Source organism: Ruegeria sp. CH2 (assembly GCF_056537065.1).
The window spans coordinates 541,739-557,045 of sequence record NZ_JBQFQV010000001.1 but is presented as its reverse complement, the minus strand read 5'-3'; the positions used below and the strand labels follow the sequence as shown (position 1 = coordinate 557,045).

The following is a 15,307-nucleotide window of genomic DNA, read 5'->3' as shown; positions in this document are numbered from 1 at the left end:
AAACCCAAGTAAGTCTGTCCTTTCGCGATCAATAACCTTCAATCTCGCCACCCTGCTGCCACGGCTTGACCAGATTGCCAAACCGGGTGAATTGCGCCTCGAATGACAGCTCGACCGTGCCGATTGGACCGTGGCGCTGTTTGCCAACGATAATCTCGGCCTTGCCGTGCAGGCGTTCCATGGCCTGCTTCCATTCTTCCATCTTCTCAAGCTCGTGATCGCCGGGTTTTTCACGTTCTTTGTAGTATTCTTCGCGGAACACGAACATCACGACATCGGCGTCCTGTTCGATCGAGCCTGATTCCCGCAGGTCAGACAGCTGCGGACGTTTGTCGTCGCGGTTTTCGACCTGGCGGGAAAGCTGCGACAGGGCAATCACCGGAATGTTCAGTTCTTTGGCGATTGCTTTCATGCCCATTGAAATCTCAGCAATCTCGTTAACCCGGTTGTCGGACATGCCGCGGCACAGTTGCAGATAGTCGATCACCAGCAGGTCCAGCCCATGTGTGCGTTTCAACCGTCGCGCGCGTGCGGCAAGCTGAGAAATCGGAAGGGCGGGCGTGTCGTCGATAAAAAGCGGGCAGGCTTCAAGTTCTTTGGCCGCATCAACGAAACGGCGGAATTCGGCCTCGGTCATGTCGCCCTGACGGATCTTGTGGCTAGAGATTTCGGACGCCTCGGCCAGAACGCGCCCGGCCAGCTGTTCAGCGCTCATCTCAAGTGAGAAAAAGCCGACGACCCCGCCGTCAATTGCGCCTTCGGAACCATCCGGTTTCAGACCGCGTTTGTATGCTTTGGCCACGTTGAAGGCCACGTTGGTCGCCAGCGAGGTTTTCCCCATCGACGGACGACCTGCGAGAATGATCAGGTCCGAGGGGTGAAGACCACCCAGTTGTTTGTCGAGATCGACCAGACCGGTCGAGATCCCAGCCATGCCGCCACCGCGCTGGTAGGCTTCGTTGGTGACATTGACGGCTTCTGTGACCGCCTTGAGGAAGGACTGGAACCCCTGTTCGGTCTGGCCCTGCTCGGAAAGCTGATAAAGCTGTTGTTCGGCCTCGACGATTTGTTCTTTCGGTTCGCTGGCTACATCGACCCGCGCGGCCTTGTCGGAGATGTCGCGGCCCAAACGGATCAACTCGCGCCGGATGGCGAGGTCATATATCATCTGGGCGTAGTCATGTACCGCAAAGGCGCTGATCGACGCGCCGGCAAGCTTGACCAGATAAGCTGGCCCGCCCAATTCCTTCAGGCCCTCATCCTCGGCCATGAAGGATTTCAACGTCACAGGCGAGGCCAGCGCGTTCTTTGCAATGCGTGCGGCGGCGACCTCATAAATGCGGGCATGAACCGGGTCATAGAAATGCTCGGACCCAATGATCGAAGCGACCCGGTCGTAAAGGTCGTTATTCGTCAGAATTGCACCCAGAAGCTGCTGTTCAGCCTCAATGGAATGCGGCATGGTTTCGGCGTTCTGAATATGCGCCGCTGCCTGCTCGATACTGCTGATCTCGTTCATCATGTCCCCGCTGCCCGTTCCGAGGTTCTACACGCCACACCCCGGTTCAAGCTATCTGCAAATGAATGGGGGTAAGTTGGTATAACTGCCCCCCGCCTTGGGATAACTGCCCACCCCAATGGGGATAACTTAGCCCTAGTTTTACACGGGCGCAGCGTTACCGCAACATTTGGTGTGTTGGCTGGATATCTTGACTAGATAGGCGCGCTTTGATGCGATTCGAAAATCAACTATCCCCAAGCCATCCACAGGCTGAAAATCACGATTTTCGCGCGTCCTGCCAGCCTCGCGGGTCGTTCAGAAACGCCTCGACCCCGTCAAGTGTTTCCTGATCAAAGGCTTTTTGCGCCTTGGCCTCGGCCAGAACATCCCACCACGTGCAAAGGTGATGCAGCTTTACACCATGGTCGCCCAGCGTCTTCTCGGTTTCGGGGAAGATACCGTAGTAGAAGATCACAGCCGTATGCCCGCAGGTGGCACCAGTTTCGCGAATTGCATCGACGAAGGACAGTTTCGAACCGCCATCGGTAGTCAGGTCCTCGACCAGCAACACGCGTTCACCTTCGCTCATTGCGCCTTCAATGCGGGCGTTGCGCCCGTAACCTTTGGGTTTTTTGCGCACGTAGGTCATCGGCAATGCCATACGTTCGGCCACCATCGCGGCAAAGGGGATGCCCGCAGTTTCGCCGCCCGCAATGTTGTCAAAGGCTTCGAAACCCGCGTCCCGCATTACCGTAACAGTCAGAAAATCCATCAGCGTGGAACGAATGCGCGGGTAGGAGATCAGCTTGCGGCAATCGATATAGGTCGGGCTGGGAAGGCCACTCGCCAGCGTGAACGGCTCGCGCGCGTTGAAGTGGACGGCCTTGATCTCCAGCAGCATCCGGGCCGTCAGGCGAGCGATTTCAGTGCTATCGGGAAAAGAACTGGGGATCATGGCGGGACCTCGGCGATGAAATGATGTTTCGGGCTGATAGCCCGACCCTTGGCCCGGAGTCGAGAGCTGTTGGAACAAAAGAAAAGCGGACCCCCCTAAGGTCCGCTGTTTCCGGGTAGTCAGCTATGCGAACACCATTGTCGCTGCGTTACCCTTGCCCGAACATGTTGACCCACCGGATCAGCATTGGTGCCAGACAAATCAGCAATAGGACAGGCATCATGCACATGGCCATCACGGCAGACATCTGCACAGGCAGACGGTTTGCCTTTTCCTGGGCGCGAAGTTCTCGGTCAAGCCGCATGTCAGTGGCGAAGCGGCGTAACGATGCGGATATGCTGGTTCCGTACTGGTTGGATTGCAAAAAGGCGTTCGCGAACGAGTTCATCTCGTCGATACCGACCCGGTTCGCCATGTCCAGAAAGGCGGCCTGACGTTCTTTGCCTGCCTGCAACTCCAGTTGAAGAACCGAAAACTCCTGCGAGATTTCCGGAGCTGCCTTGGCCATTTCATGCGAGACCCGGATCATCGCCGCGTCAAAGCCCAGCCCGGCCTCGATAGCGACTTGCAGCAGGTCAAGCGCGTTAGGCAGGCTGTGTTCGATGGCCTGGCGGCGTTTCTTTATGCGGCGCCGCAACCACAGTGCCGGGCCATAAAAGCCCAGGACCATCAGTGCCGTCACGATCTGCATTGTGTTTATCCAGGTAACACCCTGCAAAAGGTCGGCGATCCCTAACTGAACTTGCGTTTCGATCGGCAAAGCCATGGTTGCGACGAACGCGGCAGGCAACACAAATCCCAGGACGACCCGAAAGGTATAATAGGTGCGAATGGCGTGCTTTTGCCGAATTCCGGCCTGTTTCAACAGCTTCCCGATCCTGGAGCGTTCGCGTTTTGACGACGGGACGAAGGCCTTCAGCAGCCCGTGCGGGTCGCTGTTGTCACCCTGGATAAGGTCAAAATCCTGCCCATGCCCTTGTGAAACCGACCCAACGCGCATACGGCGTGCTGCCGTGTTTTCACTTGCCGTAAATCCGGAAAGGCCCATGACGACAAAGAAAACACTAAGGGCAATACCGACCAACAGGATCAACTGCGGTGTGATGCGCGGATCGTTTAGAATGTCCTGAAGAATATCCATATCCCAATTCCCCTTAGAATCTGAATTTAACCAGCCGCTTCAGGATGAAACCCTGGGCAATTGTCAGGCCAATGATCACCTGGGCGAAATACGGAAACAGCGGATCGCTGCGTACGTCGCCGTAAAATGTTGGCGTGGAGATCTCGATCGAAAGATAAATGATGACCGGCAAAATCGTGAGGATAAGGCTGCTCAGGCGACCTTCGGCAGAGATTGCCTTGATCTTTTTTTGCATCGTGTGCCGGTCGCGGATGGTCTGGGACAGAATGCTTAGAACGCGGGACAGGTTGCCGCCGGTTCCATGCTGAATGCCGATACTTACGGCAAGGTATTTTGCATCCTCTGTTCCGACCCGTTGCGCAAAGTCGTGAAAGGCGGTCGCGACGTCATCACCATAGTTGATCTGGTCTTTGATGATGCCAAACTCTGACCCGATCGGATCCGGCAGATCAGAGGCAACGTTTCCAACCGTCACTGCAACGGGATGCCCCACCTTTAGCCCTCGAGCCATCAGGTCTAACGCGTCAGGCAATTGTTTCGTCAGTTTCTTCGCGCGGGCGTCTTTCATGGCGACCAGCACGATAACCGGGCCGATGAGGCCGAACACAGCGCTCAGAATGACTGCCAGTTCCGGTGCAAGGAACCGGGAGGCCCCGAAAAAGATCATCAAAACCAGAAGGGAGACGGCGAGAACCACCCAAACCGGGTTGACCGCCAAACCGGCTTGCACAAGCAGACGGCGAAACCGCGTAATCAGCCCGGCTTTTTCACCAGCAGCCAGCATTGCGGGATCGCGAAGCAGCTGCAACACCTGATCCGTCGAAGCCCCGTTCTGGATCAGTTTCATGCGGCGGTTTCTGGCTTCGCCATGCGTTTCCTTGCGCGCCAGAAGCTGGTGAACGCCTTCGTAGGCAAGCAGAATACCCAGAAAAATCGAAATATAGATCAGGATGTTCAGTATGTTGGGCTGAAGGTCAATCATGATGTCGTCACCCCATGAATAAACATGTTGGTGTCCACATCGACACCCGCCGCCACCAGCTGGTCGAAGCATTTTGGCCGTATTCCGGTTGGCAGGAACTCTCCCAGAACGTCGCCGTTTTCAGACTTGCCACGGCGCTTGAAGACAAAGATGTCCTGCATCGTGATCGTATCGTCTTCCATGCCCGTGATTTCGGAAATACTGACGACCCTGCGTGTCCCGTCGCTCAGACGGCTGAGTTGCAGGACGATCTGAATGGCCGAGGCGATTTGAGACCGGATGGTTCTGACGGGCAGGTCCGCCCCCAGCATCGTCACCATCTGTTCGACCCGGCTGAGCGCATCGCGGGCCGAATTCGCATGTACGGTCGTCATGGAGCCGTCATGCCCCGTATTCATGGCCTGAAGCATGTCAAAGCATTCGGCACCACGGACCTCGCCGACAATAATGCGGTCAGGCCGCATCCTGAGCGCGTTGCGCACCAGATCCCGCTGCGTAATCACCCCTTGACCTTCCGAGTTGGGGGGACGGGTTTCCAAGCGGACGACATGGCTTTGCTGCAACTGAAGTTCGGCCGCATCTTCGATTGTCACGATACGCTGCTTGCCGTCGATATAGGATGAAACGGCGTTCAGCATTGTTGTCTTGCCCGAACCGGTGCCGCCAGAAATCAGAATGTTCAGCCTGGCTTCGACCAGCGCGGCCAGAAGCTTGGCTGCCTGTTCGTTCATGCTGTCCCGCTGGACCAACTTGTCGATGGTCAGAGGATTGCGCGAGAATTTGCGGATCGACAGCGCCGGCCCATCAACTGAACACGGGCGGATAATCGCGTTGACCCGGCTTCCGTCTTCCAGACGCGCATCGACCCATGGCTGGGATTCATCAATACGGCGGCCGACCCGGCTGACGATCTTGTCAATGATCCGAAGCAGATGGCGTTCGTCGCGAAAGCGCACGGAGGATTGCTCCAGCAGGCCAAATCGTTCCACATAGACCTGATCATAAGAGTTGACGAGAATGTCGTTGATCGTCGGGTCTTCCAAAAGAGGTTCCAGCGGGCCCAGACCCATTACTTCGTGAATCAGTTCATCAACTAGGGCTGTAAATGCCTCGGAACGCAAATGCAGGCGTTCGGCCTCGATCAGCCCGGTAACCAGCGCGGCGATCTGACGTTTCAGTTCGGACCGTTCGACCTTGTCGATCACAGACAGGTTCAGACGGTCGAGAAGCTCGCTGTGCAGACGGCTTTTAAGCTCCAGATGCGCTTGCAGGTCAACGTCCACCGGTTCTGGTGTTGCCTTGGACTTTGGTACCTCGATCGGCCGTTCCAGAACCAACACATTCGACTTGGACGCGGCCCGGCGTGATTTGTACTCGTTAAACACGGCGATCTCCCATTATGCAGTTTTTTGTGTGGCTGGCCGGGTGCCTTCGGACATGGACGCAGCCAGTTTCGTCAGAGCCTTGCCAAGGTCCGAATGCGGCTTCATGTCCACAATCGGTCGTCCCAGATCGACTGCGTTTCGCGCAATCTTGGGATTGTCCGGCAGCCAGTGCTTCAGTTTCGTTTCCAGCACTTTTTCGGCCTCGCGTACATGTGCGGGTTTGATCATCGTCTTTCGTTCGCGGTTCACGACAACCTCGACGGGCAGGGCCACGTTCGCCTCGCGATAGAAATCGATCAGGCGCCGGGTCTGGCGAACGCATGGAACCGTCGTGTCAGTAACCAGCGCCAGTTGGTTCGCGCGTTTGAAAATGGGTTCGACCCATTCCACAACGGCACAGGGCAGGTCGATGACAACATAATCGTACCGGCGCTGAAGCAGGTCGAGCATCCCTTCGATCAAGCCCGGTCGTATGGACTGAAGCGGAACCAACGGCGCGGGCGCGCACAACACATCCATGCCGAGCGTGTGGTTCTGGAGGATTGATGTCAGGAAATGATCATCCGGCTCTTCCTGGTTTTCGATGAGCTGGAGGCATCCTCCATTATCTTCAAGATCCAGAAACACGTTCGCGTTTCCAAATTGCAGATCGAAATCCAGAAGCGCGACGCGGCTTTTCGCCTTTTTCCTAAGGAATGATCCTTTTCCGCCCGCCAGCGAGCAGGCAAGGTTTACGGCGACCGTCGACGCTCCGATCCCACCGCGGGATTTTGCAACCGGGATCACCGTGCCAAGGGCAGAGGGGCCATTTTGAATGTACCCTTGCGGAAGTGAACGGGAGGAGATTTTTTCTGCTACTGCGGCTTTCAGCCCATCCTCGTCAATGGACAGGGGCAGAACCTCGTCGATGCCGATTTTCCGCAACTCGCGGGCGACCGAGATCGAAACGTCATTCTGCGTCAGCGCAACAAACAAGGTGTCGTCTTGTCGATGGGTCAGCAGGTCTTTGACAGCCAGAACCTCGCCCGCGTCGCAGGGGTCGATTTCAAAAATAACCAGGTCATGCTTGAATGCCAGATTGCGCGCCGTGCCGTTCAACGCTTTGAACGAACCCGCATTCTCTGAGATTTCGTTATTTTGACCGGCGGGAAAGGCATTGGCGACCACCTGAGCGACGGTTTCGCTTTCAGATACAAGCATGACGGAATGTGAATTGAGATTGGAAACGTTCTTAACCATTAACCTGACTCTCCTGATGCCAGGTCTTCGGCAGGCAGCGAAACGCTGAAATTGGAAAACCCGGCTGTTGAAGGAATTGTGCTGCTGGTCGCGCCCGCGGCATTTGCAAGCGCGGCCAGCGGCGACACGAACTGAAAATCATTCAGGTTCAGCTCAACCGTGACCATGGGTGTGTAAGGGCCACCCAGGAAGCCCAGATTGGAATTGAAGTCATAGGAAAACTGCAAGGCGTCAATCGTCGTGCCGGGGGGCAGCAACGGGTTGATGCGCCCCCAGATTTCAGATGCTGTGGTGTTGGTGGCGTCACCCACACAAGCTGGCGTTACGGGGTCGGCACATACGCCAGCCGACGCACTGCATGGGGTGCCAAAGCGAGGGGACAACGCGGATGTTCCCCGCGTGTGGGTTTGTGGCACACCCGGACAGGCCGCAGGGCGCACCACAGCGATGCGCGCCGCCAACTGTGCGGCTTTTTGCGCGTTCACTCCGCTGTATGATAGCCGGCCAAAGTCCAGCAATGCCAGGAACAGGAAGGAAAACAGGGACACAACCAAGGCAAACTCAACAAGAACCCCACCATTTTGGTCGCGCAGCATCTGGTCCGCGACCTGGCGCAAGATGGCGCGGTTATTTCGCAACCGTGTCATTGGCCAAATATCCGCGATGTGTCAGCGACGTCGGTGGTTATCGATGACGCGCCGCTGCCGAAAAGCTTCAGAATGCCCCCCAGCGGGAACTGAACGGTGATATTGGCGCTTACCTGACCGACGGGTGCCGGGTTTATGCGATACGTGCCCGACACGCAGGACAAGCTGGGCGTTACTGAGTTGACGGTTATTCTGGGCGGAAACAGGCTGTTGCCGTGAATGTCACGCTCTACGATCCCTTTCAGAGTTGTGCTGAGCCCCGCGACTGTTCCGCCAGACGAACAGATATCCGAGGGCGTGACGCGCGACATATAGCGGCTGGCATCCCGGACACCGGCAATGACCGACTGATACGACCACATAAGGCGTGCGGATTCCAATGTCACCGCCAACAGCAGCAGCATAATCGGCATGACGAGGCCAAACTCGACAAGGATCGCTCCATCGTCGCTTTTGGCGAAGCGCTTGAAAGGGGATTTGAGGCGAATACACATGAACCCTCAGCCCCTACCGATACAACTGTACGACGTCGCGAAAGATGCCGCCAAACCCGTTGCCGCCGCTGCCAACGCCGGTCACATCGGGGAAACCGACGACCTCTCCGTGGATGTCGAAACTGGGGGGTGAGCCACCGTCATCACCCACCGGTTCAGTCAGGAACACGGCAACAAATTTGGTGACCGGAACCCCAGTTGTCGAACCAGATACTGGGTTCAGCGCGCAATCAATACCGGCAGCTGTTACAACGCGCCGCGCCGGGTCTTCGGACATCTGGCTGGAACACATCGGGCGGCCGGTTTCAGCAAGCGAAGGGTCCAGAATGGAGCTTGCGTTCGGCGGCGAGTGTGGGTTTGAATTTCCGTAGGCTATTTCCCTCAGATACATTCCGTACCGCGTTCCTGCGAAAACGGTATCCGACCCGGACAGCGCGGGCAGATGTGTGTCGCTGCCGATGCCGTCGGCAATCCCATCTGCCAGATCGTGGTTTCGATTAAGGTACCCGGTTCGATCCCAGTTGCCGTCACCGAAACGGTTGTTTCCACCGCAGGTGCCCGCCGTCATGCACAGGTCGCGCCCCAAACCTGTTGTATCAGGGGTCGTCTGTTCATTACCCTGAATGCAAGCGCCGCCACCGTTGCTTTCAATCCCCTTGATCACATTTGGTGCGGGCGCGAAATCGATATTGTTCTTCTCACCGTTGAGAACCGAGCGGTAGATGTCAAAGCGGACGTTGAATGCAGCGTTGGTAATGCCGTTTTTCTGGCCGGGTTCGGTGTTCAGACCATTGGTCAGAACACATTGGGTGATCTGGCTTTGCGCCGCGATCAGACAGGCCAGCTTATTGCCCCCTTCGTCGGCACATACACCCGAGCTGTCTTGGAAATTCGCCAGATCAATAAAGCCGAAATTGCCCGGACCCCAAGCCGTTCCGTTGCCGCCACTGCGCAGCAATATCTGGTCGCCTACGGTCAAAGTGGATTCCCAATTCGGGGGCAGGCAGAACATTAGGGGTGAGATATCGCACGCCGCTTTCGAGTATCCGGCCACTGCCTCGGCTGAAACGCTGGCAGCAGAAAACCCAGCCCCACCAAGCATTTTGTCCAGCGCCGAAGCCAGGCTCATCGTCAGGGATTTAGGTGTCAACACGATCTGCGCGAACCTGGCCTTTCGTGGATCGGTTGTAATATCTGCGCCAAGCGGGGTCAGATCCGATGCCGGAAGCGCCGAGTGAAACAGGAGGGTATAATCCGAAGATCCTGAAAGCGTGGTCGCCCCGTTTGCGAATGTCTGGCTGTCGCTGACAAGATTTGCTGCTGCATTTGTGGCTCGCGTAATCGCGTCCGGTTGGCCGTCCAACTCTCCCGCTGCGGCCAAAGCTACGTTGTCGGCGAAGGACTGAAGCTCTGCATGTGTCGAATTCAACCGGCCAACGTCCAGTGTGATTGCAAAGAACCCAAGGAATGCGACCAAAGCAGTGCCCCACAGGATCGCGACGGTGCCGTTCTCCTCTTGGGCGAATGCGGATATGATAGCGCGAGTTGGCATGGCTGAACTTATTGACCGGGTGTCTGACTGACTTTGATTGGGCGAATGCGGGGTTTGACGCGCGGCGTCGCGGACGCCGGCGCAAGGTGTGCATCTTTTGGGGTATCAGGTTGCAATTTGGCGGCGGGCGCGGCTTCTGTTTCCTGTTCCGCATCTTCCTGTTGCCGTTGGATGGTCACAACCTCAGTCTCGGTTCCCCGGCGCAGCTTTACAGTGGGTTGAATATCAACCTTTTCCACCGGTCCTTCCTCCTGCAACAGATCGCGCAGGCGAACCATCTCCATGGGTTCATCCTCGACGCTGTCCAGGGTGCGCAGTGTCAGGCTCAGGGTTCCGGCCTTTTGAGCCAGGGCCAGACGTTGACCTTGCTGCGGGGTCACTTCCACCGTAATCGTGCGGGCGACCTCCGGCTGATCGCTTAATTCTTCCGACTGCTGGTCCACGCCAATGACGCGAATATTCTGCAAGATGGTGACCGCGCGCAGGTCCTGCTTGGCACCTTGGGTCAAGACGATATCAACGTGATCGCCTGGGGTAACAAAACCGCCCACGGCTGTTACAGCATCGACCTCGATCGCCATGGCGCGTGTGTTTTCACCCAACTTCTGAACAAGGGTGACTTTTTCTCCAAAGTTCGAAACCTTGGAAAGAAGCATTACTTCGCCGGGATAGAACCGGCCCTTGGCGCGCCGCAGCTGACGGCGATTGTTTGGAACAAGTACATCAATGTCCGTGAAAACTCCGGCCGGGAGCGCCTCGCGCGGCCAGGGGTGAATTGTGACGTCGTGCGCTTCGATCGTTTGACCAAACGCGATTTCTGATCGGGCCACGTAGATCTCAACCAGATCGGCATCTGGCGAGACACCGGCAGTGCTTGTCTTAAACTGAATGTGATCTTTCGCCAGGTAAACGGAACCGGACGCTATCGCAATTCCAAACAGTGTAGAAATGATTGGCCTGATACGCATCACTCTCTCCAACAATTACGTTCTGAAATATGGAACTTCGGTCGTCTTGTTTTCGCGAAATTCCTGGCGGTGAACTCTGCGCCGCAACAGTGGCGCGGCGGCACAGAGCTCTGTATTTTGGTAAGTGTGTTTGGGTCAGCAGGTCGCGCTACCCAGAGCAGCGCATGCACCAGTCACGTTTGTGTTGGTAGTGGTGCCCAGATACGAGAATGCGCCAACTGCAATCGACGCCACGACCAAAAGAGCCAGGCCATATTCGACAATTGCTGCACCGCTTTCATTCTTAACAAACTTCTTCATGAATTTAGTCATTATTTCCCCCAAATAGGTTAGACGTTATCAGCGCTCCGTATTCTTGAGCGCAAGCCAGGCGAAAATGCATTAGCTCGGGAATCAGAATAGGAACGGGGGAAATGCGTGCCTTCCTTCAAAGGTAATTGAAATACACCTTTTGGTTGAATCAATTGAAGAAAATCACCCTTTTGGGCGAATACATTTAACCCTGCGTTAACAACGTATTAACGTTCAGCGAATCGCCCTTTTTCGGAAACAATGAATTGAGCCGGGTCGCAATTGTGAGCGGGATGGTGGTTGATTTTTACTGACCGGTCTGGCGTTTGCGGATTGGCATCGTGCGGTTCAGTGATGACAAGACTTAGAAAAGCATATTAAAAACAGATATATAAAGTTTCTTAAAAGCCTTTGTTTGAAAACTTCCCGCGCAGACAAGCCGATAATTCCGGTTGCTGTGACTTCGAAAGGAACACAAATTTGTTGTAGTAACCCGAACCTGTTTGTTTGGTCGGTCTGTTTAGTTGAATGGTTAATTGTTATGAGTGTGAGTTTTTTAAAGAGCGCTCAGGCGAGGGAGAGTCTGGACTTTGTAGTGGAGTGGACTCAGGCCCTATGCGGTAATGGCTCCGTGTCTCGATCCGTAAATTGTTTAATGCGCCTGGCAAATGCTGATGCGGTTCTAATTGTCAGAATGCAGAAAAAGGATTGGAAGGCAAAGCATATTGCGCGCTGTTGTGTCCAGCAGGGGAAAATCTGGCCTTCACAGCCGCAAACGCAGGCAGAGTTGGTTATTGGAGAATGTATATCAACGGCAAGGCCGGGTTCAGTCTGGAAACTATCAGACTTGGTGTTATCCGACGCATCATCAATGTCACACTATCGGCTTCAAAAGCCTGAAGGGCTGGTGGAGGTTATCCTAATTCCGCTGGACGTAACCGGGGCGCAGGTTGATTACATTGAGCTGCATTACAGTATACGCCCGCAGGCCTGCGAACTGGATCTGCTAACTGCTCTGGCACCAACACTATCGTCTGGCTGGGGCAAACGCTTGCCCGGAACGGTTGCTGCCTGTTCCGAGGTTCTTCGGAGTCACCGGTCCAAATTCAACAGCAACAATCGCTTTGTCCCGATCCTTGATCCACACAATCCGGCCGACCTCAGCAGATGCGAGTTTCGGGTGTGCGCGATGATGAAAGAGGGAATGACTGTGAAGACGATTTCGGAGACTCTGTCCATTGGCCCGACAACAGTTCGTTCGCACCTAAGTTCTATATTTTCCAAAACAGGGGCAACGAGCCAGGTCGAGCTTTTGCATCTGTTAAACCGAAACGTTGATGCTGACAGGGGTTTTGCTCAGATCGCGGGTTAGTTAACCGAATGTATTGCTACCGGGACGACCTGAAGACCGTTTTGGTTTTCAAAGGATCCATCCGCCGTCATGGTCCTGCCCTTTATGGTGCCGCGCAGGTCGACCAACCGCTGAACTGTGTCGCAATTTCGTCGGCTGTTTCGTAGATTTCTTTCTTCGGCCGCAGTTTTACCCCCAAATTCGGTGTAAGAAACCTGACTCGCTCGCCATAGACGTATGTCGCTTTTCCTTGGGTTAAACAACCTTACGGAGTAGGGAGAGAGTGCCCTATTTTTTTATCCATCTGGCCTGATTGTATCTGTTGGCGAAATAATATCCTTTTTTGTTAATTACTTAGTCGTTGTTCATGATTTCGCGACAACATTAACATAATGTGAACAATGTATTCTCTGAGTGTTCAACTGGCTCGGGGCATACTGATCGCACAGGCCGGGCAAACCACGTCCGGTTGAATGGAAGGGGAACAGCATGATTAAGACTGCTATTGAGGTTGCGCCGTATGCATGTGCGACAATGCAACCCCATAATCCCGTCATGAACGGCGAAGTTTCAAGTAATACAAATTCGAGCAGCAGTCGCTTCCCTCCTATCGAAAATGCACTGACAGAAATCGTAAATAACAAGCGACTAGAAGAGGCAAACCGGGACTTCTGAAAATCAGACGTCCGATGGATTTCCGGATCAACTTGATCAGGGAAAGATAAAGCCCGCTCCGAATTGGAGCGGGCTAAATTTTTTCTCAGTAACCTTTGCCAACTTGCGTCGGGCATAAGCGCAATACAACCTGGCGGTCAGGATCTTAATGAGAAAGTCGGGCCAGCCAAACGGCTGGTAATCACTTAGCTGGCCCGGTCTTTTGCCCACTTCATAAGAATGAAGGCAAAAGCTGTTAGCTATCCAGTCCGAGCATTGCCTTTACAGCAGCCTCGACCTCGTCGGTGACGGGTTTGTTCGCAGCGTCTTCCAATGCCGCGCGCTCATCGAGTGACTGCTGCTCAACGGCGTCTGCCAGGTCTTCGACGTCTTGCATGGCTTCCTCGTACTCCAAGGCTGCCTGTTTTTCGGCATTCAGGCTGTCAGCGGCATCTTTGGAAGCTTGCAGATCATCGTTTGCGTCCTGAAGTGCGTCCTCGATATCAGGATTGGTGCCTCCCGCATCTGCCAGTTGCTGTTCGAGATCATCGACGATGTCCTGCTTTTCCTGAACATCGGCCAGCGCATCCTCAAGGTCGTCATTGATTTCAGCGCTGGAGCGCTCCGGCGGGGTCATATCATCCAGAAGGTCTTGTTTTTCGGCAAGCTCAGCTCGGATGCTGTCGCCAGCCAAAACCGTGTCGCGATAGGTTGCAATGCGACCGACGCGCGAATTCGGGGCAGCGTTCTGGAGGGCCTTCTCACTTGCGTTGGCTGCGTTCAGTGCGCCCAGTTCCGAAGGGTGGACGCCCAGCGCGGCAGCCAGTTTATTCCCCTTCTTGTGGGAATCGGTCAGGTCCGTTTCCTCGACCTGAACCTTAGATTTTGTCGCGTGCGCTGACGGTGCGGTCTTGGTCTGAGTTTTCGTGGACTTCTTACCGGTAAACAGTTCTTTCAAAGAGAACGATTTTCCCTTCGAAGATTTTGACTTCGAACCCTTTGCGCCAGAGGTAGTGCGCCCTGACTTGCCGGCGGATTTTGAGCCGCCACCTTTGGTCGCGCCATTACCGCCGCTGTTGCCTTTGCCCTTTCCGGCACTGTCGCTGTTTCCTTTGCCACCACCGTTACCACCGCCGTTTCCGTTACCACCACCATTGCCACCGCCGTTTCCTTTACCGCCGCCTTTGCCATCTTTTGCATAAGCCACGTCAGGAAATGCAATCGCGCCAACAATTGCGGTGGAGCCTAACATTGCGATTGCGAGTGCAGAGGCTTTCAGCAAGCCGGTCATATTGGTTTTCATAGCGTTCCTCGTAAATCGAAGGCGTGTTTCAGTGGTCCGACATAGTTTTCCAAGATTCGCACACAGGCAAACCGCTTGCCGGAATCAAGATCTGACAGGTGCTATCTAAACCGATCATCATTGAACCCACGCCAAACTGGTCGTTCATCCCTAGTTCATGTTGAAATCGGTAGATTATGTAGGTGGTTGCGCAGTAAAGAGTGCCGAAGATGAGAAAGCTCTTAACCATTATGTTTCTTATTGTCTTTCTCCAGCCCGGAGAAGGCAATGCAGCCGTTCGTGAGCTGAAGCAGGCAGAACTGCGCAAAGCAACAACCTCGGGCAACGCAATCCGGTTGCAGAAAGTCATCAAAGGGGTCGAACAGGTCTTTGGCGGTACGCCTATTGATGCGCGAGCTTTTCAGGCCGACAAAGTTTACTACCGCGTACTGGTCAAAAAGCCGAACGGGAAGATTGTCAGTGTTATTGTTAACGCAAAAACCGGCGTTGTCGTTTCCAACGGGTCCAAGATCGGCAAACAAATCTCAGAAGCGGCCAAATCTGCGCCCGGAAACTCGGCCAATGCGAAATCTCAAGGCAAGTCTTCAGTCAAAGCAAATGGCGGTCAAAGCGGCAACCGCGGGAACAGCGGTGGCGGTCGCGGCAACTCTGGTGGCAATGGCGGAGGCAACTCCGGAGGTAACGGCGGCGGCAACTCCGGTGGTAACGGTGGTGGCAATGGCGGTGGTAACGGTGGTGGCAATTCTGGTGGCAATTCTGGCGGCAACGGTGGTGGAAACGGTGGCGGCAACGGCGGTGGTAAAAAGTAATGGTTAAACTGCCATTCGCACGCCTATAATTCCCA

15 protein-coding genes are annotated in these 15,307 nt (G+C 55.0%); 3 read left to right on the top strand and 12 right to left on the bottom strand.

Annotation, left to right across the window (positions count from 1 at the left end; genetic code table 11):
• Nucleotides 1–28: 28 nt before the first annotated feature.
• The 11 genes from ACR0M9_RS02725 to ACR0M9_RS02675 all read right to left on the bottom strand — a co-directional run bounded on the left by ACR0M9_RS02725 (nt 29) and on the right by ACR0M9_RS02675 (nt 11,164).
• A complete protein-coding gene (locus ACR0M9_RS02725) occupies nt 29–1,519 on the bottom strand; it encodes a replicative DNA helicase (RefSeq protein WP_267366870.1) in 1,491 nt (496 codons plus the stop codon).
• 259 nt (nt 1,520–1,778) lie between these two features.
• Entirely contained in the window at nt 1,779–2,456 is a 678-nt protein-coding gene (locus ACR0M9_RS02720) for an orotate phosphoribosyltransferase (protein ID WP_267366868.1), read from the bottom strand.
• A gap of 148 nt (nt 2,457–2,604) precedes the next feature.
• On the bottom strand, nt 2,605–3,597 hold the full coding sequence (locus tag ACR0M9_RS02715) for a type II secretion system F family protein (protein WP_480772789.1): 993 nt from the start codon (nt 3,595–3,597) through the stop codon (nt 2,605–2,607).
• A gap of 13 nt (nt 3,598–3,610) precedes the next feature.
• Nucleotides 3,611–4,579, bottom strand: coding sequence for a type II secretion system F family protein (locus tag ACR0M9_RS02710; RefSeq protein ID WP_480772788.1), 969 nt, complete (start codon nt 4,577–4,579; stop codon nt 3,611–3,613).
• Nucleotides 4,576–5,964, bottom strand: coding sequence for a TadA family conjugal transfer-associated ATPase (locus tag ACR0M9_RS02705; RefSeq protein WP_480480651.1), 1,389 nt, complete (start codon nt 5,962–5,964; stop codon nt 4,576–4,578). Before ACR0M9_RS02705 ends, ACR0M9_RS02710 begins: the two co-directional genes overlap by 4 nt.
• 12 nt (nt 5,965–5,976) lie before the next feature.
• Nucleotides 5,977–7,203: a CpaE/TadZ family protein gene (locus ACR0M9_RS02700; protein WP_480772787.1), complete on the bottom strand. Its 1,227-nt coding sequence runs from the start codon at nt 7,201–7,203 to the stop codon at nt 5,977–5,979.
• Nucleotides 7,203–7,850 carry a TadE/TadG family type IV pilus assembly protein gene (locus ACR0M9_RS02695; RefSeq protein WP_480480656.1) on the bottom strand — a complete coding sequence of 216 codons (648 nt, stop codon included), beginning with the start codon at nt 7,848–7,850 and terminating at the stop codon, nt 7,203–7,205. Before ACR0M9_RS02695 ends, ACR0M9_RS02700 begins: the two co-directional genes overlap by 1 nt.
• Nucleotides 7,847–8,344, bottom strand: a complete 498-nt coding sequence (locus tag ACR0M9_RS02690) for a TadE/TadG family type IV pilus assembly protein (RefSeq protein WP_480772786.1) — start codon at nt 8,342–8,344, stop codon at nt 7,847–7,849. The genes ACR0M9_RS02695 and ACR0M9_RS02690 overlap by 4 nt, the downstream gene beginning before the upstream one ends.
• 13 nt (nt 8,345–8,357) lie before the next feature.
• Nucleotides 8,358–9,896, bottom strand: coding sequence for a pilus assembly protein TadG-related protein (locus ACR0M9_RS02685; protein WP_480772785.1), 1,539 nt, complete (start codon nt 9,894–9,896; stop codon nt 8,358–8,360).
• Nucleotides 9,897–9,904: 8 nt separating this feature from the next.
• Complete coding sequence (cpaB, locus tag ACR0M9_RS02680; RefSeq protein ID WP_480772784.1) at nt 9,905–10,864, bottom strand: Flp pilus assembly protein CpaB; 960 nt, start codon at nt 10,862–10,864, stop codon at nt 9,905–9,907.
• A 135-nt stretch (nt 10,865–10,999) separates the two neighbouring features.
• Entirely contained in the window at nt 11,000–11,164 is a 165-nt protein-coding gene (locus tag ACR0M9_RS02675; RefSeq protein WP_267367933.1) for a Flp family type IVb pilin, read from the bottom strand.
• A 685-nt stretch (nt 11,165–11,849) separates the two neighbouring features.
• Between ACR0M9_RS02675 and ACR0M9_RS02670 the strand changes: the two genes are divergently transcribed.
• Together ACR0M9_RS02670 and ACR0M9_RS02665 are read left to right on the top strand one after the other, a co-directional pair.
• Nucleotides 11,850–12,527, top strand: a complete 678-nt coding sequence (locus tag ACR0M9_RS02670; RefSeq protein ID WP_480772783.1) for a helix-turn-helix transcriptional regulator — start codon at nt 11,850–11,852, stop codon at nt 12,525–12,527.
• Between the two features lie 468 nt (nt 12,528–12,995).
• A complete protein-coding gene (locus ACR0M9_RS02665; RefSeq protein WP_480473092.1) occupies nt 12,996–13,181 on the top strand; it encodes a hypothetical protein in 186 nt (61 codons plus the stop codon).
• Between the two features lie 235 nt (nt 13,182–13,416).
• On the opposite strand, the gene ACR0M9_RS02660 is transcribed toward ACR0M9_RS02665, so the two are convergent.
• Nucleotides 13,417–14,463 (bottom strand): hypothetical protein, encoded by a 1,047-nt coding sequence (locus tag ACR0M9_RS02660; RefSeq protein ID WP_480485465.1) that lies wholly within the window; start codon nt 14,461–14,463, stop codon nt 13,417–13,419.
• Between the two features lie 209 nt (nt 14,464–14,672).
• Between ACR0M9_RS02660 and ACR0M9_RS02655 the strand changes: the two genes are divergently transcribed.
• Entirely contained in the window at nt 14,673–15,272 is a 600-nt protein-coding gene (locus ACR0M9_RS02655) for a PepSY domain-containing protein (RefSeq protein ID WP_480485466.1), read from the top strand.
• The last annotated feature ends 35 nt before the right edge of the window (nt 15,273–15,307 follow it).

Excerpts from the sequence above, each read along its gene's own strand:
- ACR0M9_RS02685 (WP_480772785.1), bottom strand. The coding sequence starts at position 9,896 with ATGCCAACTCGCGCTATCATATCCGCATTCGCCCAAGAGGAGAACGGC.
- ACR0M9_RS02675 (WP_267367933.1), bottom strand. The coding sequence starts at position 11,164 with ATGAAGAAGTTTGTTAAGAATGAAAGCGGTGCAGCAATTGTCGAATAT.
- ACR0M9_RS02700 (WP_480772787.1), bottom strand. The coding sequence starts at position 7,203 with ATGGTTAAGAACGTTTCCAATCTCAATTCACATTCCGTCATGCTTGTA.
- ACR0M9_RS02695 (WP_480480656.1), bottom strand. The coding sequence starts at position 7,850 with ATGACACGGTTGCGAAATAACCGCGCCATCTTGCGCCAGGTCGCGGAC.
- ACR0M9_RS02690 (WP_480772786.1), bottom strand. The coding sequence starts at position 8,344 with ATGTGTATTCGCCTCAAATCCCCTTTCAAGCGCTTCGCCAAAAGCGAC.
- ACR0M9_RS02655 (WP_480485466.1), top strand. The coding sequence starts at position 14,673 with ATGAGAAAGCTCTTAACCATTATGTTTCTTATTGTCTTTCTCCAGCCC.
- ACR0M9_RS02660 (WP_480485465.1), bottom strand. The coding sequence starts at position 14,463 with ATGAAAACCAATATGACCGGCTTGCTGAAAGCCTCTGCACTCGCAATC.
- ACR0M9_RS02725 (WP_267366870.1), bottom strand. The coding sequence starts at position 1,519 with ATGAACGAGATCAGCAGTATCGAGCAGGCAGCGGCGCATATTCAGAAC.
- ACR0M9_RS02710 (WP_480772788.1), bottom strand. The coding sequence starts at position 4,579 with ATGATTGACCTTCAGCCCAACATACTGAACATCCTGATCTATATTTCG.
- ACR0M9_RS02715 (WP_480772789.1), bottom strand. The coding sequence starts at position 3,597 with ATGGATATTCTTCAGGACATTCTAAACGATCCGCGCATCACACCGCAG.
- ACR0M9_RS02665 (WP_480473092.1), top strand. The coding sequence starts at position 12,996 with ATGATTAAGACTGCTATTGAGGTTGCGCCGTATGCATGTGCGACAATG.
- cpaB (WP_480772784.1), bottom strand. The coding sequence starts at position 10,864 with ATGCGTATCAGGCCAATCATTTCTACACTGTTTGGAATTGCGATAGCG.
- ACR0M9_RS02720 (WP_267366868.1), bottom strand. The coding sequence starts at position 2,456 with ATGATCCCCAGTTCTTTTCCCGATAGCACTGAAATCGCTCGCCTGACG.
- ACR0M9_RS02670 (WP_480772783.1), top strand. The coding sequence starts at position 11,850 with ATGCAGAAAAAGGATTGGAAGGCAAAGCATATTGCGCGCTGTTGTGTC.